The following is a 23,570-nucleotide window of genomic DNA, read 5'->3' on the forward strand; positions in this document are numbered from 1 at the left end:
ACTCCACTCACGCTTTGTCTGTCGTCGCCGGCAGGGTGAAACCGGATACCGAGCGACGCAACTGACTGGCCATTTTTGCCAGATTGCCGATGCTCTCAGCGGTGGCCGTGGAGCCCGACGAGGTCTGCGAGGTGATCTGCTGGATCACGTTCATCGTCAGCGAGATCTGCCCGGCCGAAGACGTCTGCTGCTGCGCCGCGTTGGAAATGCTCTGGATCAGCGCCGCCAGGGTTTTCGAAACGCCTTCGATTTCTTCCAGGGCCACACCGGCATCCTGCGCCAGTCGCGCGCCGCGCACCACTTCGGTGGTGGTCTGCTCCATGGAAATCACCGCTTCGTTGGTGTCGGCCTGAATCGCCCGCACCAGTGTTTCGATCTGCCGCGTGGCGGCTGAGGATCGCTCAGCCAGACGCTGGACTTCGTCGGCAACCACGGCAAAACCGCGCCCGGCATCGCCGGCCATCGACGCCTGAATCGCCGCGTTGAGGGCGAGGATGTTGGTCTGGTCGGCAATGTCATCGATGAGGCTGACGATGTCGCCGATTTCCTGGGACGACTCGCCAAGGCGCTTGATGCGCTTGGCGGTGTCCTGAATCTGTTCGCGAATGTTGTCCATGCCGTGGATGGTGTTGTGCACCACCTCGTTGCCCTTGTTGGCAATTTCCACGGAACGCTCGGCCACCGCCGACGACTCGGCGGCGTTGGCCGAGACCTGATCGATGGACTCGGCCATGTCGCTGATCGCCGTCGACGCTTCGGAAATCTGCTGGGCCTGTTGCTCCGAGGCCTGCGCCAGGTGCATGGCGGTGGCCTGGGTTTCCTGTACGGCAGCGGCGACCTGGCCGGCGGTGAGGTTGATGGTCGCCACCAGATCACGCAACTGGTCGACGGAATAGTTGATCGAGTCGGCGATGGTGCCGGTGAAGTCTTCGGTCACCGAAGCGGTGACGGTGAGGTCGCCGTCGGCGAGGTCTTCGATCTCGTCGAGCAGGCGCATGATCGCGTTCTGGTTGCGTTCGTTTTTCTCGGCGGTCTCGCGCAACTGGCGGTTGGTTTCGCGGACCATCACCAGACCGATGAGGATGATCGAGGCCAGCGCCAGCAAGCCCAGCACGTAGCCACCGATGGTGTCAGTGTTGCGCCCGCTGGCGAGGTTCTCGAAACCGGTGGCCAGGTGCGAGGCTTCGTCGAGCAGGGTTTGCGACAGGCTGAAAATATTGGTGGCCGACTCGCGCACCTTGAACAATTCCGGCGAGGTTTCGAGGATTTCATCCACGGAGCCGGAGACGAACTGGAACAGTTCGGAGATTTCGCTCAAACGCGCACGGGCGTCGCGGTCTTCGACCTGGCTGATTTTCAGCGCCGGGTTGCCCTGCAACATGCCATTGAGCACCTGACCGAAACGTGTGGCGTCGCGACCAAACGCGTCGGCGGCCTGCTGGGAGTTTTCGTCGCCGGCCAGCACGGTGTTGACCGCGCCGAGGATGCGCTCGGCCAGCAGCGATTGACGCTGGGCCATCGCCACCTGGCCCGCCGGAGCGCCGCGCTGGAGCAGAATTTCCACGACCTTTTCGTATTCGATCTGCAATTGCGGCACGGTTTCGGCCAGGGTCGCGGCGACCTGGTGCAGCGACAGCACGGTCTGCTCGCTGGTGAGGATCGCGTCGGTGTTTTTCAGCAGGCGTTCCCAGTCCAGTTGCACCGCGCGCATTTCCGGGCGCACGGCAGCCGGTGCCGGCGGCAGCCCGGTGTTCGGGTCGCCTTTTTTCAAATAACCCCAGCGCTGGGCAAAATCGTTGCGCGCATCGCTGAGCAATTTGAATGCTGCCGCCTTGCCCGCCGCCGCTTCGGTGGCGTTTTTGGCGATGCGTTGCGAGAGCACGCGCAGCTCACCGGCGTGGCCGATGTACTGCTTGTCGTAGTTCGCCTGGGTGTTGAGGTAGGCGAAGTTGGCGAACAGCAGCATGATGAACACGATCAGTGCGATAAACAGCACGATGATCTGCGCGCGACTGCGCGATCCTTCTGCCGACTTGCCTGTTTTTGCTGTTGTCATCGGTCCTCGCCTATGAAACCTGGCACCTTCAAATGTGGGAGCGGGCTTTGTGGCGAGGGGATTTATCCCCGTTCGGCTGCGAAGCAGTCGCAAAAATATCGCATGCGCTGACAGTGGTCAGGCGTTGCAGATTTTGGGGCCGCTGCGCGACCCAACGGGGATAAATCCCCTCGCCACATGGCCCGCGTCCACATGGGTACTGTGTTGTTCCTGCTATATCGCAACACCCATGAACACCGGGGACCTGGCCAGTGCAAACAGGCTGAACACCCGCCAGTTCTGTTCGCGACGGAAATAGCCTTTGACGAACTCGGCCTTCGAACCCTGGCGCTTGCTGATCGACAGCGGCTCGAAACTGCCCTGCTCGAAATGCTGCAAGCCAATGACCTCGTCGACCATCAGCCCGGCAAACACATCCCCGTGTTCCACCACCAATACCCGCCGTTGTTTACGCAGTGGCGACAGCTCGTGGCCGAAGAACCCGCACAGGTCCATGATCGGCAGCAGCCGCCCGCGCAGATTAGCCACACCCTTGACCCACGGTTTGACCCCGGGCAACTGGGTGAAGCGCGGCTCGTGCAGCACTTCGCTGACTTCGCCCATCGGCGCCACATACCAATGCTCGCCAAGGCGAAAGCCGATGCCGCTCCAGCGATCCTGGCGTGCGGCTTGCGACGGCAGGTCCGCCGCCAGCAGGCGGCAGCGCTGGTCGATCTGCCAGAGCAGTTCGAACGCGGTCAGCGATTCGCTCATGATCGCGCGATCAGCCTTTGAGCACGTTGTTCAGGGTCTTGATCAGGGTGTCTTCGTCGACCGGTTTGGTCAGATAATCCTTGGCGCCCTGACGGGTGCCCCAGACCTTGTCGGTTTCCTGATCCTTGGTGGTGATGATGATTACCGGGATATGCGCGGTGTCGGCGTCCTTGGTCAACTGACGGGTCGCCTGAAAACCGTTGAGGCCGGGCATGACGATGTCCATCAGCACCGCGTCGGGTTTTTCCTGACGGGCCAGGGCCACGCCATCGGCGCCGTTCTCGGCCTTGAGTACTTCATGGCCGTGCTTTTCGAGCATGCCGGTCAGTTTGTACATTTCAGTCGGCGAATCATCGACGATCAGGATACGTGCCATGGTCTTCCCCATTTTTCTGGTCGACTGCCGGCCCGCTGGCCGAGCGTCACTGTGCGTGTCTTACTGCGGCAAAACAGCGGCGAAGCCCGGAACATGGGCCTGGATCGCATTGAGCAGTTCTTCTTTGCTGAACGGCTTGGTCAAAAATTGATCAGAACCGACAATCCGCCCCTTGGCCTTGTCGAACAGCCCGTCCCTGGAGGACAGCATGATCACCGGCGTGGCCTTGAAGGCGCTGTTGTTCTTGATCAGGGCGCAGGTCTGATAACCATCCAGACGCGGCATCATGATGTCGACAAAGATGATCCCGGGATGGTGGTCGGCGATCTTCGCCAGCGCATCGAAACCGTCGATGGCGGTGATCACTTCGCAACCGACATTCTTCAACAATGTTTCGGCGGTGCGGCGAATCGTTTTCGAGTCGTCGATCACCATGACCTTCAAGGCGCTGGACTGCTGTTCCATAAGAGGGTTCTACCGTCGCCTTTGCGAATCAAATTGTCCGTTTTGCTGTGAATTTTGGCCCCAAACCCTTGATAGCCAAGGGGCGGCGCGCTCTGCCAGCCTTTTTAGCACAGTCTCCAGATGCAATCTATCGACGGGTTTTTCCTTGACCCGAAACACGCCCGGCGCCACTCTGGCGGCACTTTTTCAATACCGATCCGGTAGCCAAATTTCGAGGAAAACCCAATGAGCGTTCGCGTCGGGATTGTCATGGACCCTATCGCCAGCATCTCCTATAAAAAGGATAGCTCGCTGGCCATGCTGCTGGCCGCGCAGAAGCGTGGCTGGGAATTGTTCTATATGGAGCAGCGCGACCTGTATCAGGGCGAAGGCCAGGCACGGGCGCGGATGAAGCCGCTGAAAGTGTTCGCCAATCCGGAAAAATGGTTCGAACTGGACGCCGAGCAGGACCATCTGCTGAGCGACCTGGACGTGATCCTGATGCGCAAGGATCCGCCGTTCGACATGGAATTCGTCTATTCCACTTATCTGCTGGAGCAGGCAGAAGCCGCCGGCGTGCTGGTGGTCAACAAGCCGCAGAGCCTGCGCGACTGCAATGAAAAGCTGTTCGCCACGCTGTTCCCGCAGTGCACGCCGCCGACCGTGGTCAGCCGCCGCGCCGACGTGTTGCGCGAGTTTGCGGCGAAACACGGTGACGTGATTCTCAAGCCGCTCGACGGCATGGGCGGCACTTCGATTTTCCGCCATCGTGCCGGCGACCCGAACCTGTCAGTGATCCTGGAAACCCTGACCGCGCTCGGCGGCCAGCAGATCATGGGCCAGGCCTACCTGCCGGCGATCAAGGACGGCGACAAACGCATCCTGATGATCGACGGCGAGCCGGTGGATTACTGCCTGGCGCGCATTCCGGCCCAGGGCGAAACCCGTGGCAACCTCGCTGCCGGCGGCCGTGGCGAAGCGCGTCCGTTGAGCGACAAGGATCGCTGGATCGCCGCCCAGGTCGGCCCGACCCTACGCGAGAAAGGCCTGCTGTTCGTCGGCCTCGACGTGATTGGCGAACACCTGACCGAAATCAACGTCACCAGCCCGACCTGCATCCGCGAAATCGACAATGCGTTTGGCACTGATATTGGCGGGATGCTCATGAATGCCATTGAGAAGAAGCTGCAAGCTGCAAGCTCCAAGCCGTAAGCTTGAAGCCGAGCGACAAGCTTCTAACTTGCAGCTTGCAGCTCGAAGCTTGCGGCTGCCCCTATGCAGCTTGTCGCTTGCAGCTCCAAGCTTGCAGCTAAAAACCAACATTGCGTTATCATGCCGAGCCCAAAAAAACGCGATGTTGGTTTTTCTACGATGACTCTGCCGTCCGATCTGCCCGCTGAACTCGCCCATCGTGGCGTGCGCCCGGCCGATCGCCTCGGTTTTACCCTGTTTCTCGCGGCGCTGATTCATTTGGCGCTGCTGCTGGGTGTCGGCTTCACCATGGTCGAGCCGCAGCAGATCAGCAAAACCCTGGAAATCACCCTGGCCACTTTCAAGGCCGAGAAGAAACCTGAGAAGGCTGATTTCCTCGCCCAGGAAAATCAGGAAGGCAGCGGCACGCTGGACAAGAAGGCGATTCCCAAGACCACCGAGGTCGCCCCGTTCCAGGACAACCAGGTCAAAAAAGTCACCCCGCCGCCGGCCGCCAAGCCAGAAGTGCAGGAAGCTGCGCCCAAGGCAGCGGTGACCACCGTCGCGCCGAAACCGAAAAAGGCGCCGACCCAGAAAGAACAAAGCAAAACCGAGGTCAAACCGACGGTCGACGCGCCGACGTTCGACAGCTCACAGCTGTCCAGCGACATCGCCAGCCTCGAAGCGGAACTGGCCAAGGAACAACAGCTGTACGCCAAACGCCCGCGCATCCACCGCTTGAGCGCCGCCTCGACCATGCGCGACAAGGGCGCCTGGTACAAGGACGACTGGCGCAAGAAGGTCGAGCGCATCGGCAACCTCAATTATCCCGAAGAAGCACGGCGCAAACAGATCTACGGCAATTTGCGTCTGATGGTCTCGATCAACCGCGACGGTTCGCTGTATGAAGTGCTGGTGCTCGAATCCTCCGGCCAGCCGCTGCTCGATCAGGCCGCGCAGCGCATCGTCCGCCTGGCCGCGCCGTTTGCACCGTTTACCGGGGATCTGTCGGATATCGACCGCCTGGAAATCATCCGCACCTGGAAATTTGCCCGGGGCGACAGACTCTCCAGCAACTGACCCCTGCCATGCGAGCCTATGTGGCGAGGGAGCTTGCTCCCGCTGGGCTGCGAAGCGGCCCCGGCTTTTTCGAGATACACCGTGCCAGCAGGTTTACGACTGCTGCGCAGCCGAGCGGGAGCAAGCTCCCTCGCCACAGAGGTCTGATGAAGACCTTTTGCAATGCATCTCCAGCTTGTCAGTTCGCCCCTCGAACGCCACACTAGCGCACATGAAAAACGTCAGCCCCAGCTACCTCAAGCATCACTTCCTGATCGCCATGCCGCACATGGCCGACCCGAATTTTGCCCACACCTTGACCTACATCGTCGAGCACACGGCCAATGGCGCGATGGGGTTGGTGGTGAACAGGCCGCAAGAGTTGAGTCTGGCCGACATCCTCGAACAACTGCGCCCGGACATCGAGCCGCCGGCCCTGTGCGAGCATGTGCCGATCTTCATCGGCGGGCCGGTGCAGACTGATCGCGGTTTTGTCCTGCATCCCGCCGGCCAGATCTTCCAGGCCACCGCGCAGCTGGAAGGCGACCTGGCCCTGTCCACGTCGCAGGACGTGCTGTTCGCCATCGCTGATGGCGTCGGCCCGTCGAAAAGCCTGATCACCCTCGGCTACGCTGGCTGGGAAGCCGGGCAACTGGAAGCCGAACTGGCCGATAACGCCTGGCTGACCTGTCCGTATAACGCCGACATTCTCTTCAATACCAGCAGCGAGTTGCGCCTGGAAGCGGCGGCGCGGCATTTGGGGGTCGACCTCAATCTGTTGACCAGCCAGGCAGGTCACGCCTGATGGCCCTGCGCCTGATTCTCGGCTTCGACTATGGCACCAAACAGATCGGCGTCGCGGTCGGCCAAGTGATTACCGGCCAGGCCCGCGAGCTGTGCACCTTGAAAGCGCAGAACGGCGTGCCGAACTGGGATCAGGTCGAAGCGCTGATAAAAGAATGGAAGCCCGACGCCGTGGTGGTCGGCCTGCCGCTGAACATGGACGGCACGCCCAGCGACATGTGTGCACGCGCCGAGAAGTTCGCCCGACGTCTCAACGGCCGCTACAACTTGCCCTTCTATACTCACGACGAGCGCCTGACCACCTTTGAAGCCAAAGGCGAGCGGCTGGCGCGTGGCGGGCAGAAAGGCAGTTACCGCGACAACCCGGTGGACGCCATCGCCGCCGCTCTGCTGTTGCAGGGCTGGCTCGATGAAAACACTGCATTGTTTGAATCCTGACAAGCGCTTCGGCGCTTTTCTTTTGGTTATAAACCGAGCCTTGTCCGGCAGGACGCGGCCCGGATTCACGAAGGAGCAACCATGAGCCTGCCCAATCCCGCCGATCTGATCAGCCAGATGGCGACCCGCCTCAAGGCGCACCTTGCCCAGCGTGACATCAGCGAACCGCGTTACATCGGCATCCGCACTGGCGGCATCTGGGTCGCGCAGGCGCTGCTCAAAGAGCTGGCCAGCGATGCGCCACTGGGTACGCTGGATGTGTCCTTCTACCGCGATGACTTCAGCCAGAACGGCCTGCACCCGCAAGTGCGCCCGTCCGCCCTGCCCTTCGAGATCGAAGGCCAGCATCTGGTGCTGATCGACGACGTGCTGATGAGCGGTCGGACCATCCGCGCCGCCATGAATGAACTGTTCGATTACGGCCGCCCCGCCAGTGTCACCCTGGTCTGCCTGCTGGATCTGGACGCCGGTGAGCTGCCGATCCGCCCGAACGTGGTCGGCGCCACCCTGACACTGGCCGCCAACCAGCGGGTCAAGCTGTCCGGTCCCGAGCCGCTGACGCTTGAACTGCAAGACGTCACCCTTTAATCCGCCCTATTGAGAGTCCCCCTCGCGATGACGCCTCTAGATACCAAGCGCCCGCTGCAGCTCAATGATCAGGGCCAGCTGCGCCACTTCCTCTCGCTCGATGGCCTGCGCCGCGAGTTGCTGACGGAAATCCTCGACACAGCCGACTCGTTCCTCGAAGTCGGTGCCCGGGCGGTGAAAAAAGTCCCGTTGCTGCGCGGCAAGACCGTGTGCAACGTGTTCTTCGAAAACTCCACGCGCACCCGCACCACGTTTGAACTGGCAGCCCAACGGCTGTCGGCGGACGTGATCACCCTGAACGTGTCGACATCGTCGGCAAGCAAGGGCGAAACGTTGCTCGATACCTTGCGCAACCTTGAAGCCATGGCCGCCGACATGTTCGTTGTGCGCCACGGCGATTCCGGCGCTGCGCACTTCATCGCCGAGCATGTCTGCCCGCAAGTGGCGATCATCAACGGCGGCGATGGCCGTCATGCGCACCCGACGCAAGGCATGCTCGACATGCTCACCATCCGTCGGCACAAGGGCGGATTCGAAAATCTCTCGGTGGCCATCGTTGGCGACATCCTGCATTCGCGGGTGGCGCGCTCGAACATGCTTGCGCTGAAAACCCTCGGTTGCCCGGACATCCGCGTAATCGCGCCGAAAACCCTGCTGCCGATCGGCATCGAGCAATACGGCGTCAAGGTCTACACCGACATGGCCGAAGGCCTGAAAGATGTCGACGTGGTGATCATGCTGCGCCTGCAACGTGAGCGCATGACCGGCGGCCTGCTGCCGAGCGAGGGCGAGTTCTACCGCCTGTTCGGCCTGACCACCGCGCGTCTGGCCGGTGCCAAGCCCGATTGCATCGTCATGCACCCGGGGCCGATCAACCGTGGCGTGGAGATCGAATCGGCGGTGGCCGATGGTCCGCACTCGGTGATCCTCAATCAGGTGACCTACGGCATCGCGATTCGTATGGCCGTGCTGTCCATGGCCATGAGCGGGCAGACTGCGCAACGTCAATTCGAGCAGGAGAACGCCCAGTGAAGCTCAGCATCCTCGGCGCACGCGTCATCGATCCAAGCAGCGGCCTGGATCAAATCACCGACATCCACGTTGAAGCCTGCAAGATCGTCGCCCTTGGCGCCGCGCCGGCCGGTTTCAACGCTGTCGAAACGATTGATGCCCACGGTTTGGTTGCCGCGCCTGGCCTGGTCGACCTCAACGTCGCCCTGCGCGAGCCGGGCTACAGCCGCAAAGGCTCGATCGTCAGCGAAACCCGCGCCGCCGCTGCCGGTGGCGTGACCAGCCTGTGCTGCCCGCCGAAGACCAAACCGGTGCTCGACACCTCGGCCGTGGCCGAACTGATCCTCGACCGTGCCCGCGAAGCCGGCAACACCAAGGTGTTCCCGATAGGCGCACTCAGCAAAGGCCTGGACGGCGAGCAACTGGCCGAGCTGGTGGCCTTGCGTGACGCCGGTTGCGTGGCGTTCGGCAACGGTCTGGAGAGTTTCCGCAACAGCCGCACCCTGTGCCGGGCGCTGGAATACGCGGCGACCTTCGATCTGACGGTGATTTTCAACTCGCAGGATCACGATTTGGCCGAGGGCGGTCTGGCCCATGAAGGCGCCGTTGCCAGTTTCCTCGGCCTGCCGGGCATCCCGGAAACCGCCGAAACCGTGGCGCTCGCTCGCGATCTGCTGCTGGTCGAGCAAACCGGCGTGCGTGCGCACTTCAGCCAGCTGACCAGCGCTCGCGGCGTGGCGTTGATCGCCCAGGCGCAGGCCCGTGGCCTGAAAGTCACCGCCGATGTCGCGCTGTATCAGTTGATCCTGACTGACGAAGCGCTGATCGACTTCAACAGCCTCTATCACGTGCAACCGCCGCTGCGTACCCGCGCTGACCGCGACGGCCTGCGCGAGGCGGTCAAGTCCGGCGTGGTTTCGGCGATCTCCAGCCATCACCAGCCCCACGAGCGCGACGCCAAACTGGCTCCGTTCGGCGCGACCGAGCCGGGCATCAGCAGTGTTGAACTGTTGCTGCCACTGGCGATGACGCTGGTGGAGGATGGTTTGCTCGATCTGCCAACGCTGCTGGCGCGTCTTAGCGCAGGCCCGGCGCAAGCGCTGCGCTTGCCGGCGGGCAAACTGGCAGTGGGCGGTGCGGCGGATATCGTGTTGTTCGATCCGAAGGCATCGACGGTGGCGGGTGAGCAGTGGCTGTCGAAAGGCGAGAACTGCCCGTTCATCGGCCACAGTCTGCCGGGGGTGGTGCGCTATACGCTGGTGGATGGGCGGATCACTCACCAGGCATAACCCCTGTGGCGAGGGAGCTTGCTCCCGCTGGGCTGCGCAGCAGACCCTCTTCTAAATCAAAAGAGGGGCCGCTTCGCGACCCGGCGGGAGCAAGCTCCCTCCCACAATTATTGGAAGGCGCCGCGCTTCTGCGCGTTACGCACCGACACCTGATCGTTCAGCGTCCAGAAGTCATACAGCACGCCCAGAAAGAACAACCCGCCCGTCAGCAGATACAGCAAACCGCTGATCCATTTGCCCTGGTACATCCGGTGCACGCCGAACACACCGAGGAAGGTCAGCAGGATCCACGCGACGTTGTACTCGATGGGCCCGGCGGTAAAGCGCAGGTCTGCTTCGCGATCCATCGCCGGGATCAGAAACACGTCGATCAGCCAGCCAATCCCCAGCAAACCGAAGGTGAAAAACCAGATCGTCCCTGTCACCGGCTTGCCGTAATAAAAGCGGTGCGCGCCGGTGAAGCCGAAAATCCACAGCAGATAGCCGATGACTTTGCTGTGGGTGTCTTTTTCCTGCACACGGGGTAGCTGATAGCTGTTCATTAAGACCTCATTGCACTCGATAGATAAATATTCTTCATTTCTTTGTGACTTTTTTACAGGTGCCCGACGTATGGCAAATGTTACCGTTGCTAGCGCGAAACCCTTGTAGAACCTGACTTCTGTCGGACAATTGCGTACTTTTTGCGCTTTTTTGGTTCCGTAGCAGGCCGAATGAATCGATGAACGGCCTCGGAGCGGCAAAAAAAGCTGTTATAAAGTTGCGCGCTACCACTCAAGAGCCACGCCTAATGCGACCATTTTTCAAGACATGGCTAACTATTTGCCTATTAATGCCACTGGCCGCCCACGCCACCAATCGTGAGCAACGTCTTCCCAACGTCAACGGCTTCACCCCTAAATCCCATGCTTCGGCTCCTTCGAGCAAAAGCAGCAAGAGCAAAACCACCACGCTGAGCAGCAAGAGCCACAGCAAGCTGGTGCCACCGATGGCGAGCAAGGAAAGCAGCAATGTGCTGAGCCGTGCGGTGAACGTTCTCGGTACACCTTATCGTTGGGGCGGCAGCAGCCCAAGTAAAGGCTTTGATTGCAGCGGCCTGGTGAAATACGCGTTCAACGACGCCACCTTCGACCTGCCACGCACCTCCAATGCCATGGCCAGCGGTCACGGCGAGAAAGTCGAGCGCAAGGATCTGAAGCCGGGCGACCTGATTTTCTTCAACATCAAAAGCCGTCGGGTCAATCACGTTGCCATCTACCTGGGCAACGACCGCTTCATTCACGCCCCGCGCCGCGGCAAAGCGGTAAGCATCGACACGCTGAACAAACCGTACTGGCAGAAGCACTACGTCGTGGCCAAGCGGGTGTTGCCGAAAGAGCAACAGCAGTTGCGCGTAGTTCAGCGCTAACACGCGATCAAACTGTGGCGAGGGAGCTTGCTCCCGCTTGAGTGCGCAGCGCTCACAAGCTTGTGGGCCCGCTGCGCAGCCCAGCGGGAGCAAGCTCCCTCGCCACAGGACCGAGTTATCTCCTCAGAAATTATCCGGGGTACGCGCCTTCTCCCGCGCGTGCTCGCGGCTGATCAAGCCCTTGGTCACCAGATCCTTCAGGCACATGTCCAGTGTCTGCATGCCCAACGACCCGCCGGTCTGAATCGCCGAATACATCTGCGCCACCTTGTCTTCGCGGATCAGATTGCGGATCGCCGACGTGCCGAGCATGATTTCGTGCGCCGCCACCCGCCCGCCGCCGATCTTCTTGATCAGCGTCTGCGACACCACCGCCAGCAATGACTCCGAGAGCATCGAGCGGACCATGGACTTCTCGTCCCCGGGAAACACGTCGACCACGCGGTCGATGGTCTTGGCCGCCGAGGTCGTGTGCAACGTGCCGAACACCAGATGCCCGGTCTCAGCGGCGGTCAGCGCCAGGCGAATGGTTTCCAGATCGCGCATCTCGCCAACCAGAATCACGTCCGGATCTTCACGTAGCGCCGAGCGCAGCGCGGTGGCGAAACTGCGGGTATCGCGATGAACTTCGCGCTGATTGATCAGGCATTTGCGCGACTCATGAACAAATTCGATCGGATCTTCAATGGTCAGGATGTGATGATGCCGATGGGTGTTCAGGTAGTCGATCATCGCCGCCAGCGTAGTCGACTTGCCGGAACCGGTCGGCCCGGTCACCAGCACCAGCCCGCGCGGCGCATCGGTGATCTTGCGGAAAACATCGCCCATGCCGAGGTCTTCCATGCTCAGCACTTTCGACGGAATGGTGCGGAACACCGCGCCAGCGCCACGGTTCTGGTTGAACGCGTTGACCCGAAACCGCGCGACACCGGGCACATCGAAGGAAAAATCGGTTTCCAGATTTTTCTCGAAGTCGACCCGCTGGGTGTCGTTCATGATGTCGTAGATCAATTCGTGTACTTGCTTGTGGTCCAGCGCTGGCAGATTGATCCGCCGCACATCACCATCGACACGGATCATCGGCGGCAGGCCGGCCGACAGGTGCAGGTCGGAAGCGCCCTGTTTGGCGCTGAAGGCCAGCAGTTCAGTGATATCCATAGCGTCCCTCAATTCCAGTAGAATGCCGCGAACCTACAGACCGCCGGCGCCTCTTGATGTCCACGATAGCAGACAACATCGCCCTCGTTAGTTCACGCATTCAGGCCGCGACTGCCGCTGCCGGACGACCTGAAAACAGCGTCCAGCTACTCGCCGTGAGCAAGACCAAACCTGCCCAGGCCCTGCGTGACGCCTACGCCGCCGGCCTGCGCGACTTCGGTGAGAACTACCTGCAGGAGGCCTTGAGCAAACAGCTGGAGCTGGCCGACCTGCCCTTGATCTGGCACTTCATCGGCCCCATTCAATCGAACAAGACTCGCGCGATTGCCGAGCATTTCGACTGGGTGCACTCCGTGGATCGCCTGAAAATTGCCCAACGCCTGTCCGAACAACGCCCGGCCGAGCTGCCACCACTGAACATCTGCATTCAGGTCAATGTCAGCGGCGAAGCGAGCAAATCCGGCTGCACCCCGGCCGATCTGCCAGCGCTGGCCGAGGCCATCAGTCAACTGCCGCGTTTGCATCTGCGCGGTTTGATGGCGATTCCCGAGCCGACCGAAGAGCGCGCCGAGCAAGATGCTGCCTTCGCCGCCGTGCAGACATTGCAGGCGAGCCTCAATCTGCCACTCGACACATTGTCCATGGGCATGAGCCACGACCTCGAGTCGGCCATCGCCCAAGGCGCCACCTGGGTGCGGATCGGTACCGCGCTGTTTGGCGCCAGAGATTATTCCCAGTCTTGAACGTTTCCAGATAAGGACCACACATGAGCAACACACGTATTGCGTTTATCGGTGCGGGCAACATGGCGGCCAGTCTGATTGGCGGCTTGCGCGCCAAGGGTCTGGAAGCGGCGCAGATCCGCGCCAGCGATCCGGGCGAAGAAACCCGCGCCAAAGTCAGCGCCGAACACGGCATCGAAACCTTTGCCGAGAACGCCCAGGCCATCGACGGCGTCGATGTCATCGTGCTGGCGGTCAAGCCACAGGCGATGAAAGCCGTGTGCGAGGCGCTCCGCCCGGGCCTGAAGCCGCATCAACTGGTGGTGTCGATTGCCGCCGGCATCACCTGTGCGAGCATGACCGCGTGGCTCGGCGAGCAGCCGATCGTGCGCTGCATGCCCAATACCCCGGCACTGCTGCGTCAGGGCGTCAGCGGCTTGTACGCCACCGACGAGGTAACCGCCGAGCAGCGTCAGCAAGCCGAAGAGCTACTGTCCGCCGTTGGCATCGCCCTGTGGCTGGAAGAAGAGCAGCAACTCGACGCAGTCACGGCGGTCTCAGGCTCTGGCCCGGCGTACTTCTTCCTGCTGATCGAAGCCATGACCGCTGCCGGCGTGAAACTCGGCCTGCCCAAGGCAATCGCTGAACAGCTGACCGCGCAAACCGCGCTGGGCGCCGCGCACATGGCGGTGTCCAGCGACGTTGACGCCGCCGAACTGCGCCGCCGCGTGACCTCGCCGAACGGCACGACGGAAGCGGCGATCAAATCATTCCAGGCTGGCGGCTTCGAAGCGCTGGTCGAAACCGCACTCGGCGCCGCCGCGCACCGCTCGGCCGAAATGGCCGAACAACTGGGCAAATAAGGAGCCTTTCATGATCGGATTGAACACCGCAGCGGTTTACGTGCTGCAAACCCTCGGCAGCCTGTACCTGCTGATCGTACTGCTGCGCTTCGTCCTGCAACTGGTGCGGGCGAATTTCTATAACCCGCTGTGCCAGTTCATCGTCAAAGCCACCCAGCCGCTGCTCAAGCCTCTGCGCCGGATCATCCCGAGCCTGTTCGGCCTCGACATGTCGTCGCTGGTGCTGGCGATCCTGGTGCAACTGCTGCTGATGGCGCTCACCCTGTTGCTGACCTACGGCACCACCGGCAATCCGCTGCAACTGTTGATCTGGTCGCTGATCGGCGTCACCGCGCTGTTCCTGAAGATTTTCTTCTTCGCCCTGATCATCAGCGTGATCCTGTCGTGGGTCGCACCGGGCAGCCACAATCCGGGTGCCGAACTGGTCAACCAGATCTGCGAACCGGCACTGGCGCCGTTCCGCCGCTTCCTGCCGAACCTGGGCGGCCTGGACCTTTCGCCGATCTTCGCTTTCCTCGCGCTGAAATTGATCGACATGCTGGTCATCAACAATCTGGCGGCGATGACGATGATGCCGGAGATCCTGCGTCTGCTGATGTGAGGTGGTGCGCTCGGTCTGATTCACCGAGTCGCCTTTTTCGCGAGCAGGCTCGCTCCCACAGGGGATTGCATTTCGACTGTGGGAGCGAGCCTGCTCGCGAATGGCCGCACCTCGGTCCAGAGCGAACACGCCAGCCTGATCGTTGCTTGCCGCTAACCCCCCCGGTCTTTAGACTTACGCCTCATTTCAACGAGAGCAGGGTCGATGCCAACTGCCTTCCCCCCCGATTCTGTTGGTCTGGTAACGCCGCAAACCGCGCATTTCAGCGAACCGCTGGCGCTGGCCTGTGGTCGTTCGCTGGCCGCCTATGACCTGATCTACGAAACCTACGGCACGCTCAATGCGCAGGCGAGCAACGCCGTGCTGATCTGCCACGCCCTGTCCGGCCATCATCACGCCGCCGGTTATCACAGCGTCGACGACCGCAAGCCCGGCTGGTGGGACAGCTGCATCGGCCCGGGCAAGCCGATCGACACCAACAAGTTCTTCGTGGTCAGCCTGAACAACCTCGGCGGCTGCAACGGCTCCACCGGCCCGAGCAGCGTCAACCCGGAGACCGGCAAGCCGTTCGGCGCAGACTTCCCGGTGCTCACCGTGGAAGACTGGGTGCACAGCCAGGCGCGTCTCGCTGACTTGCTCGGCATTGGCCAGTGGGCGGCGGTCATCGGCGGCAGCCTCGGCGGCATGCAGGCGCTGCAATGGACCATCACCTACCCGGATCGCGTGCGTCACTGCCTGGCCATCGCTTCGGCGCCGAAGCTGTCGGCACAGAACATCGCCTTCAACGAAGTCGCGCGTCAGGCGATCCTCACCGACCCGGAATTCCATGGCGGTTCGTTCCAGGAAGCGGGCGTGATCCCCAAGCGCGGCCTGATGCTGGCGCGCATGGTCGGGCACATCACCTATCTGTCCGATGACTCCATGGGCGAGAAATTCGGCCGTGGCCTGAAAAGCGAAAAGCTCAACTACGACTTCCACAGTGTCGAGTTCCAGGTCGAAAGCTACCTTCGCTATCAGGGCGAGGAGTTCTCCGGTCGTTTCGATGCCAATACCTACTTGCTGATGACCAAGGCGCTGGACTACTTCGATCCGGCGGCGAACTTCGACGATGATCTGGCAAAAACCTTCGAAAACGCCACGGCGAAATTCTGCGTGATGTCATTCACCACTGACTGGCGCTTCTCCCCGGCCCGTTCGCGGGAATTGGTGGACGCGCTGATGGCCGCGCGCAAGGACGTCAGCTACCTGGAAATCGACGCGCCGCAGGGCCACGACGCCTTCCTGATTCCGATCCCGCGTTATTTGCAGGCGTTCGGCAATTACATGAACCGCATTTCGTTGTGAGAAAGCCATGAGAGCTGATCTGGAAATCATCCAGGAATGGATCCCCGCCGGCAGCCGCGTCCTCGACCTCGGTTGCGGTGACGGTGAACTGCTGACCTGGCTGCGCGACAACAAGAACGTCACCGGTTATGGCCTGGAAAACGACGCCGAGAACATCGCCGAGTGCGTGGCCAAGGGCATCAACGTCATTGAGCAGGACCTGGACAAAGGGCTGGGCAACTTCGCCAGCAACAGTTTCGACATCGTCGTCATGACCCAGGCCCTGCAAGCCGTGCATTACCCGGACAAGATCCTCGACGAAATGCTTCGCGTCGGCCGCCAGTGCATCATCACTTTCCCGAACTTCGGCCACTGGCGCTGCCGCTGGTATCTGGCAAGCAAGGGCCGCATGCCAGTGTCGGAGTTCCTCCCTTACACCTGGTACAACACGCCGAACATCCACTTCTGTACGTTCGAGGATTTCGAAGAACTGTGCCGCGAACGTGATGCGAAGGTCATTGATCGGCTTGCCGTGGATCAACAGCACCGCCACGGGTGGGCCAGTAAGCTATGGCCTAATCTGTTAGGTGAAATCGGTATCTACCGCGTCAGCAGTCCGCAACTGGCGGACCACAAGGTCGCGGTCTGAGCCGAGCCATTTCGAGGAGCACGAACATGAGTCGTCTAGCGTTGTTGTTACTCACCGCCTGCCTGAGCGCTGGCGCCATCGCGGCGGACGTCATCAAGGGTGAACGCAAGGAAACCTTCGGCGACGTCACGGTGCACTACAACACCTTCAACTCGACGTTTCTGCAACCAGACATCGCCAAGGCTGCCGAGCTGATCCGCAGCAAGAACCAGGGCGTGATCAACGTTTCAGTGATGAAGCACGGCAAACCGCTGATCGCCAGCGTCACCGGCACGGTCAAAGACCTGACCAGCCAAAGCGTGCCGCTGAGTTTTCGCCAGGTCACCGAGCAGGGCGCGATCTACTACATCGCCCAGTACCCGGTGCCCCAGCAGGAAACCCGCACCTTTGAAATCAAGGTGCAGAACGGCGACAAGATCCACACTATCCACTTCAACCAAGAACTCTTTCCCGGCGAATGATGAACATCAAGCAGCTCGTACTGGCCAGCCATAACGCCGGCAAACTCAAAGAACTCCAGGCCATGCTCGGCGAATCGGTGCAACTGCGTTCGATTGGCGAGTGGAGCAAGGTCGAGCCTGAAGAAACCGGTCTGTCGTTCGTCGAGAACGCAATTCTCAAGGCACGCAACGCCGCGCGCATTTCCGGTTTGCCGGCACTGGCCGACGATTCCGGGCTGGCGGTGGATTTTCTCGGCGGCGCACCGGGTATTTATTCGGCGCGTTATGCCGACGGCCAGGGCGATGCAGCGAACAACGCCAAACTGCTCGAGGCGCTGAAAGACGTGCCGCAAGCCGAGCGTGGCGCGCAATTCGTTTGCGTATTGGCGCTGGTGCGGCATGCCGACGATCCGCTGCCGATCCTCTGCGAAGGTCTGTGGCACGGGCGCATCCTCACCGCTGCCAGCGGCGAACACGGCTTCGGTTATGACCCGTTGTTCTGGGTGCCGGAGCGCGACTGCTCCAGTGCCGAGTTGAGCCCGGCCGACAAGAACCAGATCAGCCACCGCGCCCGTGCAATGGATCTGCTGCGCCAGCGTCTGGGCCTGAAATGACCACTGATTCTTCCGCGTCGCCGCTGATCTTCGGCGGCGCCGCGTCTTCGCCTCGGGCGCCGCTGCCAACCTTGCCGCCTCTGGCGCTGTACATCCACATCCCGTGGTGTGTGCGCAAATGCCCTTATTGTGACTTCAACTCGCACACCGCCAGCCCCGTGCTGCCGGAGCAGGAATACGTCGACGCGTTGCTGGCCGATCTCGATCAGGATCTGCACGCTGTTTACGGCCGTGAAATCAGCTCGATTTTCTTCGGTGGTGGCACGCCGAGTCTGTTCAGTGCCGAGGCGCTTGGACGCTTGCTGAAGGGTGTCGAGCAGCGCATCCCGTTCGCCAGCGATATCGAAATCACCCTTGAGGCCAACCCGGGCACCTTCGAACAAGCGAAGTTCGTGGCGTACCGTCAGTTGGGCATCAATCGCCTGTCGATCGGCATCCAGAGTTTCCAGCAGGAAAAGCTTGAGGCACTGGGCCGAATTCACAACGGCGACGAAGCCGTGCGCGCTGCCGGCATGGCTCGGCAGGCCGGGTTCGACAACTTCAATCTCGACTTGATGCACGGTTTGCCCGATCAGTCGCTGGACGACGCCTTGAGCGACCTGCGTCAGGCCATCGCGCTGAATCCGACGCATATCTCGTGGTATCAGCTGACGCTGGAGCCGAACACGGTGTTCTGGAATCAGCCGCCGGTGCTGCCGGAAGACGACACGCTGTGGGACATTCAGGAGGCCGGGCAGGCGCTGCTGGCCGAGCACGGTTACGCGCAATACGAAGTGTCGGCCTATGCCCAAGCCGGGCGGCCGGCGCGGCATAACCTCAATTACTGGAGCTTCGGCGATTTCATCGGCATCGGCGCCGGTGCGCATGGCAAGCTGAGTCATCCGGACGGGCGCATTGTGCGGACCTGGAAGACCCGTCTGCCGAAGGACTATCTGAATCCGGCGAAGAGCTTTCAGGCCGGCGAGAAATCGCTGACCAATGAGGAAATGCCGTTCGAATTCCTGATGAATGCCCTGCGCCTGACCGCCGGGGTGGACTCGCGCCTGTACAGCGAGCGTACCGGTCTGTCTCTGGACACGCTTGCCGAAGGCCGGCGCGAGGCCGAACAAAGCGGTCTGTTGCAGGTCGAACCGTCACGTCTGGCGGCCACCGAACGCGGCCAGCTGTTCCTCAACGATTTGCTGCAACAATTTCTGAACTGAGCCCAACCCCGAACGGCAGCCCAAGGAAAACCCATGGATTTGATACTCGACCTGCTCGCCACTGTCTCCCGCTGGAGCCGCAGCAACCTCTCGGAAATCGCTCTGGCGCTGGTCGGTTGCCTGCTGGTGCTGTTTGGCGCCGATTTCAAAGGCTGGGTCGAGCAACGCCTGGGCAGCATCGCCGGCGCCTTGCGCGTGCCACTGATGGCCCTGCTGTGTGTGATAGGCAGCGGCGCCGCGCTGATCTATGCCACGCCGTGGGTAGTGAGGGGTTTGAGCCAGTTCAACAACTACAGCCTGGCGCCGGTGTTGCTGGTGGTGCTGGTGTTGATCGGCGTCGTCGCGGATCGCCGTTGATCTGTCAGCCGCTTGTGATCGTTCCCATGCTCCGCGTGGGAATGCCTCAATGGACGCTCTGCGTCCGCTTTGGGACGCGGAGCGTCCCGGGCTGCATTCCCACGCAGAGCGTGGGAACGATCATTGCGTGATGCTTAAGCGATCTTTTCGAACTTCAGATCCCACACGCCATGGCCAAGACGTTCGCCGCGGCGTTCGAACTTGGTGATCGGGCGTTCGGCCGGGCGCGGCACGCACTTGCCGTCTTCGGCGAGGTTGCGGTAGCCCGGGGCGACGTTCATCACTTCCAGCATGTATTCGGCGTACGGTTCCCAGTCGGTGGCCATGTGCAAAATACCGCCGACCTTCAACTTGCTGCGCACCAGTTCGGCAAACGAAGCCTGGACGATACGGCGCTTGTGGTGGCGGCTCTTGTGCCACGGATCGGGGAAGAACAGCATCAGGCGGTCGAGGCTGTTGTCGGCGATGCAGCGGTTGAGCACTTCGATCGCATCGCAATCGTAAACCCGCAGATTGGTCAGACCTTGCGTCAGTACGCCATTGAGCAGGGCGCCGACACCCGGACGGTGTACTTCAACGCCGATGAAATCCTGTTCCGGCGCCGCCGCGGCCATTTCCAGCAGCGAGTGGCCCATGCCGAAACCGATTTCCAGCGAGCGCGGTGCCGAGCGGCCGAACACCTGGTCGTAATCGACCGGCGCATCGGCCAGCGGCAGCACGTACAGCGGCGCGCCCTGATCCAGGCCGCGTTGCTGGCCTTCGGTCATGCGCCCGGCGCGCATCACGAAACTCTTGATGCGGCGGTGTTGGCGCTCGTCGCCTTCGTCCGGCTGGACAGGCGTGTCGTTCGATTCAGTCATCAATGGCTCTTACTTGATCAGACCATCCAGCGGCGAAGAGGCGCTGGCATAGAGTTTTTTCGGCATGCGGCCGGCGAGGTAAGCCAGACGGCCCGCGACGATAGCGTGCTGCATGGCTTGGGCCATCATCACCGGCTGCTGGGCGTGGGCGATGGCCGAGTTCATCAGTACGGCGTCGCAACCCAGTTCCATGGCGATGGTCGCGTCGGAAGCGGTGCCGACGCCGGCATCGACCAGCACCGGGATCTTCGCTTCTTCAAGGATGATCTGCAGGTTGTACGGATTGCAGATGCCCAGACCGGAACCGATCAGACCGGCCAGCGGCATCACGGCGATGCAGCCGATTTCCGCCAGTTGCCGGGCGATGATCGGGTCATCGCTGGTGTAGACCATCACGTCGAAGCCTTCCTTGACCAGCGTTTCGGCGGCCTTGAGGGTTTCGATCACGTTGGGGAACAGGGTTTTCTGGTCGGCCAGCACTTCCAGCTTCACCAGGTTGTGGCCATCGAGCAGCTCACGAGCGAGGCGGCAGGTGCGCACCGCTTCGATGGCGTCGTAGCAACCGGCGGTGTTCGGCAGGAAGGTGTAGCGATCCGGCGACAGCACTTCGAGCAGGTTCGGCTCGCCTTCGATCTGGCCCAGGTTGGTGCGGCGCACGGCGAAGGTGACGATCTCGGCGCCCGAGGCTTCGATGGCCTGGCGAGTTTCTTCCATGTCACGGTACTTGCCGGTACCGACCAGCAAACGCGACTGGTAAGTACGACCGGCCAGCACAAAAGGCTTGTCGCTACGAACGATGCTCATGGGGAATCCTCTTCAAGGGTGAGGGTCTTGCAGAATGCTTGCCCTTGCGGGCCGAGGGCGATCAGCCGCCGCCGATGGCGTGGACGACTTCGACATTATCGCCGTCGTTCAATGGGGTATCGGCATGCTGGCTGCGCGGGACGATGTCCAGATTGAGCTCGACCGCCACCCGGCGTCCGGTCAGTTCCAGACGGGTGATCAGGCCCGCAACGGTTTCACCGTCGGGCAATTCAAAGGGCTCACCGTTCAACTGAATGCGCATGCACAACGCCGCCATCATTTTTAGGGGCTGGCATTCTAGCCCGATCATGACCTAAAGGTCAGTACCAAGCGTCAAGCGATTAGCTGCAAGCGCCAGGCGGCGAGGCCGAGGCAAACCCAACCGGTGAGAAACGCGAGGCCGCCGAACGGGGTGATGATGCCGAGCTTGCTGATGCCGGTCATGGTCAGCAGATACAGGCTGCCCGAGAACAGTAGAATACCAACGGCGAAGGAAACGCCGGCCCAAGTGACCAGCCGGCCTTGAATCTGCGTGGCCAGCAATGCCACGCCGAACAATGCCAAGGTGTGCACCAGTTGGTAGGTGACGCCGGTGTGAAAAATCGCCAGGTACTCCGGGGTCAGACGGTTTTTAAGGCCATGGGCGGCAAAGGCGCCCAGCGCCACACCGGTAAAGCCGAAAAAAGCGGCCAGCATCAAAAAGCCACGCAGCATGGGGAACTCCAGTCAGACGCGTTCGGCAGGGTCTGTATAATGGCCCGCTCCACGGGTTCGGCCAAGCCATCTCTATGCTGCGTTCAATTTTCCGTCGTCTCACAAAGGCCCTGCTCTGGTTCGCCGGTGGCAGTGTCTTGCTGGTGTTGGTGTTTCGCTTTGTGCCACCGCCGGGAACGGCGTTGATGGTCGAACGCAAGATCGAGTCCTGGGTCGACGGTGAGCCGATCGATCTGCAACGCAGCTGGAAGCCGTGGGACGAGATCTCCGACGACCTCAAGGTGGCTGTGATAGCCGGCGAGGACCAGAAATTTCCCGAGCATTGGGGCTTCGATCTGCGCGCGATCCAGGCCGCACTGGCCCATAACGAACTGGGCGGCTCGATTCGCGGCGCCAGCACCTTGAGTCAGCAGGTGTCGAAAAACCTGTTTCTGTGGTCTGGCCGCAGCTATCTGCGCAAGGGCCTGGAAGCGTGGTTCACCGCGCTGATCGAGGTGTTCTGGCCCAAGCAGCGAATTCTTGAGGTGTACCTGAACAGCGTCGAATGGGATGACGGCGTGTTTGGCGCTGAAGCGGCGGCCCGGCATCACTTTGGCGTGAGCGCGAGGTCTTTGTCGCGCCAGCAGGCGAGTTACCTGGCGGCGGTGCTGCCCAATCCGCGGGTGTGGAGCGCGAGTCATCCGACTGGTTATGTGTCCCGTCGGGCGGGCTGGATTCGGCAGCAGATGAGTCAGCTGGGTGGGGACAGTTATTTGCTGGGGTTGAATGATTCGCGGCGGGCGCCTTGGTCGGAATAACACTGAACATCCAGTATAGGAGTGAGCCTGCTCGCGATAGCGGTTTGTCAGTAACGAAGATGTTGCCTGATACACCGCTATCGCGAGCAGGCTCACTCCTACAGGGGGGTTTGTGTGGAACCGGAAATCAAAACGCCCCGATCATCGCTGATCGGGGCGTTTTTTTGTTACTGATTCGCCAGTTACGCGGCGATCGACAACTTGAGCTTGTTCATCGCGCTTTTTTCGAGCTGACGGATTCGCTCGGCCGACACGTTGTACTTCTGCGCCAGGTCGTGCAGCGTGGCTTTCTCTTCAGCCAGCCAGCGCTGATAGAGGATGTCACGGCTGCGCTCGTCCAGCACTTCCAGGGCTTCGTGCAGGTTGGTGTTGGAGTTGTCGCTCCAGTCGGCATCTTCCAGTTGACGCGCCGGGTCGTACCGGTGGTCTTCCAGATAGTTGGCCGGCGACTGGAAAGCGCTGTCATCGTCGGCCTCTGCAGCCGGGTCGAAGGCCATGTCATGGCCGGTCAGACGACTTTCCATCTCACGCACTTCCCGCGGCTCGACGCCGAGGCTTTCCGCCACACGGTGGACTTCCTCGTTGTTCAGCCATGCCAGACGTTTCTTCTGGCTGCGCAGGTTGAAGAACAGCTTGCGCTGGGCCTTGGTGGTCGCGACTTTCACAATGCGCCAGTTGCGCAGGATGAATTCGTGAATTTCCGCCTTGATCCAGTGCACGGCGAACGACACCAGACGCACACCCATTTCCGGGTTGAAGCGCTTCACGGCCTTCATCAGACCGACGTTACCTTCCTGGATCAGGTCAGCCTGAGCCAGACCGTAGCCGGAATAGCTACGGGCAATGTGTACGACAAAACGCAGGTGGGCGAGCACCATCTGCCGAGCCGCCCCCAAATCCTGCTCATAGTAGAGACTCTCGGTCAGTTCACGCTCCTGCTCCGGCGTCAGCAATGGAATGCTGTTGACGGTGTGCACGTAGGCTTCCAGGTTCGCACCCGGAACCAACGCATACGCAGGTTGCAAAGAATTGGTCATACGAAAAAACCT

General features: G+C 61.3%; 29 protein-coding genes. 18 read left to right on the top strand and 11 right to left on the bottom strand.

What is annotated here, in order from left to right:
• Positions 1–7: 7 nt before the first annotated feature.
• From HU743_RS07645 to pilG, 4 genes are all read right to left on the bottom strand, one after another.
• Positions 8–2,056 (bottom strand): methyl-accepting chemotaxis protein, encoded by a 2,049-nt coding sequence (locus tag HU743_RS07645; protein ID WP_186552294.1) that lies wholly within the window; start codon positions 2,054–2,056, stop codon positions 8–10.
• Positions 2,057–2,269: 213 nt separating this feature from the next.
• Positions 2,270–2,809 (bottom strand): chemotaxis protein CheW, encoded by a 540-nt coding sequence (locus tag HU743_RS07650; RefSeq protein ID WP_186631714.1) that lies wholly within the window; start codon positions 2,807–2,809, stop codon positions 2,270–2,272.
• A gap of 10 nt (positions 2,810–2,819) precedes the next feature.
• Complete coding sequence (pilH, locus tag HU743_RS07655) at positions 2,820–3,185, bottom strand: twitching motility response regulator PilH (RefSeq protein ID WP_039757553.1); 366 nt, start codon at positions 3,183–3,185, stop codon at positions 2,820–2,822.
• Positions 3,186–3,245: 60 nt separating this feature from the next.
• Positions 3,246–3,650 (bottom strand): twitching motility response regulator PilG, encoded by a 405-nt coding sequence (gene pilG, locus HU743_RS07660; protein WP_016772743.1) that lies wholly within the window; start codon positions 3,648–3,650, stop codon positions 3,246–3,248.
• Between the two features lie 225 nt (positions 3,651–3,875).
• Here pilG and gshB point away from each other — a divergent pair, with 225 nt between their 5' ends.
• The 7 genes from gshB to HU743_RS07695 all read left to right on the top strand — a co-directional run bounded on the left by gshB (position 3,876) and on the right by HU743_RS07695 (position 10,009).
• Positions 3,876–4,841: a glutathione synthase gene (gene gshB, locus HU743_RS07665; RefSeq protein WP_186647945.1), complete on the top strand. Its 966-nt coding sequence runs from the start codon at positions 3,876–3,878 to the stop codon at positions 4,839–4,841.
• A gap of 159 nt (positions 4,842–5,000) precedes the next feature.
• A complete protein-coding gene (locus HU743_RS07670; protein ID WP_186647947.1) occupies positions 5,001–5,900 on the top strand; it encodes an energy transducer TonB in 900 nt (299 codons plus the stop codon).
• Between the two features lie 211 nt (positions 5,901–6,111).
• The gene (locus tag HU743_RS07675; RefSeq protein WP_186552289.1) at positions 6,112–6,684 is read left to right on the top strand and encodes a YqgE/AlgH family protein; all 573 of its coding nucleotides are present in this window, start codon (positions 6,112–6,114) and stop codon (positions 6,682–6,684) included.
• Complete coding sequence (gene ruvX, locus HU743_RS07680) at positions 6,684–7,121, top strand: Holliday junction resolvase RuvX (protein ID WP_186647949.1); 438 nt, start codon at positions 6,684–6,686, stop codon at positions 7,119–7,121. Before HU743_RS07675 ends, ruvX begins: the two co-directional genes overlap by 1 nt.
• Before the next feature lie 81 nt (positions 7,122–7,202).
• Positions 7,203–7,709 (top strand): bifunctional pyr operon transcriptional regulator/uracil phosphoribosyltransferase PyrR, encoded by a 507-nt coding sequence (gene pyrR / locus HU743_RS07685; protein WP_186552288.1) that lies wholly within the window; start codon positions 7,203–7,205, stop codon positions 7,707–7,709.
• 27 nt (positions 7,710–7,736) lie between these two features.
• Entirely contained in the window at positions 7,737–8,741 is a 1,005-nt protein-coding gene (locus tag HU743_RS07690; RefSeq protein WP_016772736.1) for an aspartate carbamoyltransferase catalytic subunit, read from the top strand.
• A complete protein-coding gene (locus HU743_RS07695) occupies positions 8,738–10,009 on the top strand; it encodes a dihydroorotase (protein ID WP_186647951.1) in 1,272 nt (423 codons plus the stop codon). The genes HU743_RS07690 and HU743_RS07695 overlap by 4 nt, the downstream gene beginning before the upstream one ends.
• A gap of 107 nt (positions 10,010–10,116) precedes the next feature.
• Here HU743_RS07695 and HU743_RS07700 read toward each other — a convergent pair whose 3' ends face one another.
• On the bottom strand, positions 10,117–10,551 hold the full coding sequence (locus HU743_RS07700) for a TM2 domain-containing protein (RefSeq protein ID WP_186647952.1): 435 nt from the start codon (positions 10,549–10,551) through the stop codon (positions 10,117–10,119).
• 248 nt (positions 10,552–10,799) lie between these two features.
• Between HU743_RS07700 and HU743_RS07705 the strand changes: the two genes are divergently transcribed.
• Positions 10,800–11,417 carry a C40 family peptidase gene (locus HU743_RS07705; protein WP_186552285.1) on the top strand — a complete coding sequence of 206 codons (618 nt, stop codon included), beginning with the start codon at positions 10,800–10,802 and terminating at the stop codon, positions 11,415–11,417.
• A 123-nt stretch (positions 11,418–11,540) separates the two neighbouring features.
• On the opposite strand, the gene HU743_RS07710 is transcribed toward HU743_RS07705, so the two are convergent.
• Positions 11,541–12,575: a type IV pilus twitching motility protein PilT gene (locus HU743_RS07710; protein WP_186552284.1), complete on the bottom strand. Its 1,035-nt coding sequence runs from the start codon at positions 12,573–12,575 to the stop codon at positions 11,541–11,543.
• A gap of 56 nt (positions 12,576–12,631) precedes the next feature.
• On the opposite strand from HU743_RS07710, the gene HU743_RS07715 reads away from it, so the two are divergent.
• From HU743_RS07715 to HU743_RS07755, 9 genes are all read left to right on the top strand, one after another.
• Positions 12,632–13,318 (top strand): YggS family pyridoxal phosphate-dependent enzyme, encoded by a 687-nt coding sequence (locus HU743_RS07715; protein WP_186647953.1) that lies wholly within the window; start codon positions 12,632–12,634, stop codon positions 13,316–13,318.
• A gap of 23 nt (positions 13,319–13,341) precedes the next feature.
• A complete protein-coding gene (gene proC, locus HU743_RS07720; protein ID WP_186647954.1) occupies positions 13,342–14,160 on the top strand; it encodes a pyrroline-5-carboxylate reductase in 819 nt (272 codons plus the stop codon).
• A gap of 10 nt (positions 14,161–14,170) precedes the next feature.
• On the top strand, positions 14,171–14,761 hold the full coding sequence (locus HU743_RS07725) for a YggT family protein (protein ID WP_090287149.1): 591 nt from the start codon (positions 14,171–14,173) through the stop codon (positions 14,759–14,761).
• Positions 14,762–14,965: 204 nt separating this feature from the next.
• Positions 14,966–16,105, top strand: coding sequence for a homoserine O-acetyltransferase (locus HU743_RS07730; RefSeq protein ID WP_186647955.1), 1,140 nt, complete (start codon positions 14,966–14,968; stop codon positions 16,103–16,105).
• A gap of 7 nt (positions 16,106–16,112) precedes the next feature.
• Positions 16,113–16,733 carry a methionine biosynthesis protein MetW gene (metW, locus tag HU743_RS07735; protein ID WP_034153662.1) on the top strand — a complete coding sequence of 207 codons (621 nt, stop codon included), beginning with the start codon at positions 16,113–16,115 and terminating at the stop codon, positions 16,731–16,733.
• A 26-nt stretch (positions 16,734–16,759) separates the two neighbouring features.
• Positions 16,760–17,194 (top strand): DUF4426 domain-containing protein, encoded by a 435-nt coding sequence (locus HU743_RS07740; protein WP_186647956.1) that lies wholly within the window; start codon positions 16,760–16,762, stop codon positions 17,192–17,194.
• Entirely contained in the window at positions 17,191–17,787 is a 597-nt protein-coding gene (gene rdgB / locus HU743_RS07745) for an RdgB/HAM1 family non-canonical purine NTP pyrophosphatase (RefSeq protein WP_186647958.1), read from the top strand. The genes HU743_RS07740 and rdgB overlap by 4 nt, the downstream gene beginning before the upstream one ends.
• Positions 17,784–18,989, top strand: a complete 1,206-nt coding sequence (gene hemW, locus HU743_RS07750) for a radical SAM family heme chaperone HemW (protein WP_238351707.1) — start codon at positions 17,784–17,786, stop codon at positions 18,987–18,989. Before rdgB ends, hemW begins: the two co-directional genes overlap by 4 nt.
• 33 nt (positions 18,990–19,022) lie before the next feature.
• A complete protein-coding gene (locus HU743_RS07755) occupies positions 19,023–19,346 on the top strand; it encodes a DUF3392 domain-containing protein (protein ID WP_047596593.1) in 324 nt (107 codons plus the stop codon).
• A 134-nt stretch (positions 19,347–19,480) separates the two neighbouring features.
• On the opposite strand, the gene trmB is transcribed toward HU743_RS07755, so the two are convergent.
• From trmB to HU743_RS07775, 4 genes are all read right to left on the bottom strand, one after another.
• A complete protein-coding gene (gene trmB / locus HU743_RS07760) occupies positions 19,481–20,206 on the bottom strand; it encodes a tRNA (guanosine(46)-N7)-methyltransferase TrmB (protein WP_024014663.1) in 726 nt (241 codons plus the stop codon).
• Between the two features lie 9 nt (positions 20,207–20,215).
• On the bottom strand, positions 20,216–21,010 hold the full coding sequence (locus tag HU743_RS07765) for a thiazole synthase (RefSeq protein WP_007964131.1): 795 nt from the start codon (positions 21,008–21,010) through the stop codon (positions 20,216–20,218).
• Positions 21,011–21,071: 61 nt separating this feature from the next.
• A complete protein-coding gene (thiS, locus tag HU743_RS07770; RefSeq protein WP_186631739.1) occupies positions 21,072–21,272 on the bottom strand; it encodes a sulfur carrier protein ThiS in 201 nt (66 codons plus the stop codon).
• A 71-nt stretch (positions 21,273–21,343) separates the two neighbouring features.
• Positions 21,344–21,724: a DUF423 domain-containing protein gene (locus tag HU743_RS07775; RefSeq protein ID WP_186647960.1), complete on the bottom strand. Its 381-nt coding sequence runs from the start codon at positions 21,722–21,724 to the stop codon at positions 21,344–21,346.
• Between the two features lie 74 nt (positions 21,725–21,798).
• Between HU743_RS07775 and mtgA the strand changes: the two genes are divergently transcribed.
• The gene (gene mtgA / locus HU743_RS07780; protein WP_186551210.1) at positions 21,799–22,521 is read left to right on the top strand and encodes a monofunctional biosynthetic peptidoglycan transglycosylase; all 723 of its coding nucleotides are present in this window, start codon (positions 21,799–21,801) and stop codon (positions 22,519–22,521) included.
• A 182-nt stretch (positions 22,522–22,703) separates the two neighbouring features.
• On the opposite strand, the gene rpoH is transcribed toward mtgA, so the two are convergent.
• A complete protein-coding gene (rpoH, locus tag HU743_RS07785; RefSeq protein ID WP_186647961.1) occupies positions 22,704–23,558 on the bottom strand; it encodes an RNA polymerase sigma factor RpoH in 855 nt (284 codons plus the stop codon).
• Positions 23,559–23,570: the final 12 nt, after the last annotated feature.

Origin of the sequence: Pseudomonas sp. SWRI99, assembly GCF_014270125.1 — a bacterium.
Taxonomy (GTDB): domain Bacteria; phylum Pseudomonadota; class Gammaproteobacteria; order Pseudomonadales; family Pseudomonadaceae; genus Aquipseudomonas; species Aquipseudomonas hamedanensis.

Excerpts from the sequence above, each read along its gene's own strand:
- HU743_RS07645 (WP_186552294.1), bottom strand. The coding sequence starts at position 2,056 with ATGACAACAGCAAAAACAGGCAAGTCGGCAGAAGGATCGCGCAGTCGC.
- HU743_RS07650 (WP_186631714.1), bottom strand. The coding sequence starts at position 2,809 with ATGAGCGAATCGCTGACCGCGTTCGAACTGCTCTGGCAGATCGACCAG.
- pilH (WP_039757553.1), bottom strand. The coding sequence starts at position 3,185 with ATGGCACGTATCCTGATCGTCGATGATTCGCCGACTGAAATGTACAAA.
- pilG (WP_016772743.1), bottom strand. The coding sequence starts at position 3,650 with ATGGAACAGCAGTCCAGCGCCTTGAAGGTCATGGTGATCGACGACTCG.
- gshB (WP_186647945.1), top strand. The coding sequence starts at position 3,876 with ATGAGCGTTCGCGTCGGGATTGTCATGGACCCTATCGCCAGCATCTCC.
- HU743_RS07670 (WP_186647947.1), top strand. The coding sequence starts at position 5,001 with ATGACTCTGCCGTCCGATCTGCCCGCTGAACTCGCCCATCGTGGCGTG.
- HU743_RS07675 (WP_186552289.1), top strand. The coding sequence starts at position 6,112 with ATGAAAAACGTCAGCCCCAGCTACCTCAAGCATCACTTCCTGATCGCC.
- ruvX (WP_186647949.1), top strand. The coding sequence starts at position 6,684 with ATGGCCCTGCGCCTGATTCTCGGCTTCGACTATGGCACCAAACAGATC.
- pyrR (WP_186552288.1), top strand. The coding sequence starts at position 7,203 with ATGAGCCTGCCCAATCCCGCCGATCTGATCAGCCAGATGGCGACCCGC.
- HU743_RS07690 (WP_016772736.1), top strand. The coding sequence starts at position 7,737 with ATGACGCCTCTAGATACCAAGCGCCCGCTGCAGCTCAATGATCAGGGC.
- HU743_RS07700 (WP_186647952.1), bottom strand. The coding sequence starts at position 10,551 with ATGAACAGCTATCAGCTACCCCGTGTGCAGGAAAAAGACACCCACAGC.
- HU743_RS07705 (WP_186552285.1), top strand. The coding sequence starts at position 10,800 with ATGCGACCATTTTTCAAGACATGGCTAACTATTTGCCTATTAATGCCA.
- HU743_RS07710 (WP_186552284.1), bottom strand. The coding sequence starts at position 12,575 with ATGGATATCACTGAACTGCTGGCCTTCAGCGCCAAACAGGGCGCTTCC.
- HU743_RS07715 (WP_186647953.1), top strand. The coding sequence starts at position 12,632 with ATGTCCACGATAGCAGACAACATCGCCCTCGTTAGTTCACGCATTCAG.
- proC (WP_186647954.1), top strand. The coding sequence starts at position 13,342 with ATGAGCAACACACGTATTGCGTTTATCGGTGCGGGCAACATGGCGGCC.
- HU743_RS07725 (WP_090287149.1), top strand. The coding sequence starts at position 14,171 with ATGATCGGATTGAACACCGCAGCGGTTTACGTGCTGCAAACCCTCGGC.
- HU743_RS07730 (WP_186647955.1), top strand. The coding sequence starts at position 14,966 with ATGCCAACTGCCTTCCCCCCCGATTCTGTTGGTCTGGTAACGCCGCAA.
- metW (WP_034153662.1), top strand. The coding sequence starts at position 16,113 with ATGAGAGCTGATCTGGAAATCATCCAGGAATGGATCCCCGCCGGCAGC.
- HU743_RS07740 (WP_186647956.1), top strand. The coding sequence starts at position 16,760 with ATGAGTCGTCTAGCGTTGTTGTTACTCACCGCCTGCCTGAGCGCTGGC.
- rdgB (WP_186647958.1), top strand. The coding sequence starts at position 17,191 with ATGATGAACATCAAGCAGCTCGTACTGGCCAGCCATAACGCCGGCAAA.
- hemW (WP_238351707.1), top strand. The coding sequence starts at position 17,784 with ATGACCACTGATTCTTCCGCGTCGCCGCTGATCTTCGGCGGCGCCGCG.
- HU743_RS07755 (WP_047596593.1), top strand. The coding sequence starts at position 19,023 with ATGGATTTGATACTCGACCTGCTCGCCACTGTCTCCCGCTGGAGCCGC.
- trmB (WP_024014663.1), bottom strand. The coding sequence starts at position 20,206 with ATGACTGAATCGAACGACACGCCTGTCCAGCCGGACGAAGGCGACGAG.
- HU743_RS07765 (WP_007964131.1), bottom strand. The coding sequence starts at position 21,010 with ATGAGCATCGTTCGTAGCGACAAGCCTTTTGTGCTGGCCGGTCGTACT.
- thiS (WP_186631739.1), bottom strand. The coding sequence starts at position 21,272 with ATGCGCATTCAGTTGAACGGTGAGCCCTTTGAATTGCCCGACGGTGAA.
- HU743_RS07775 (WP_186647960.1), bottom strand. The coding sequence starts at position 21,724 with ATGCTGCGTGGCTTTTTGATGCTGGCCGCTTTTTTCGGCTTTACCGGT.
- mtgA (WP_186551210.1), top strand. The coding sequence starts at position 21,799 with ATGCTGCGTTCAATTTTCCGTCGTCTCACAAAGGCCCTGCTCTGGTTC.
- rpoH (WP_186647961.1), bottom strand. The coding sequence starts at position 23,558 with ATGACCAATTCTTTGCAACCTGCGTATGCGTTGGTTCCGGGTGCGAAC.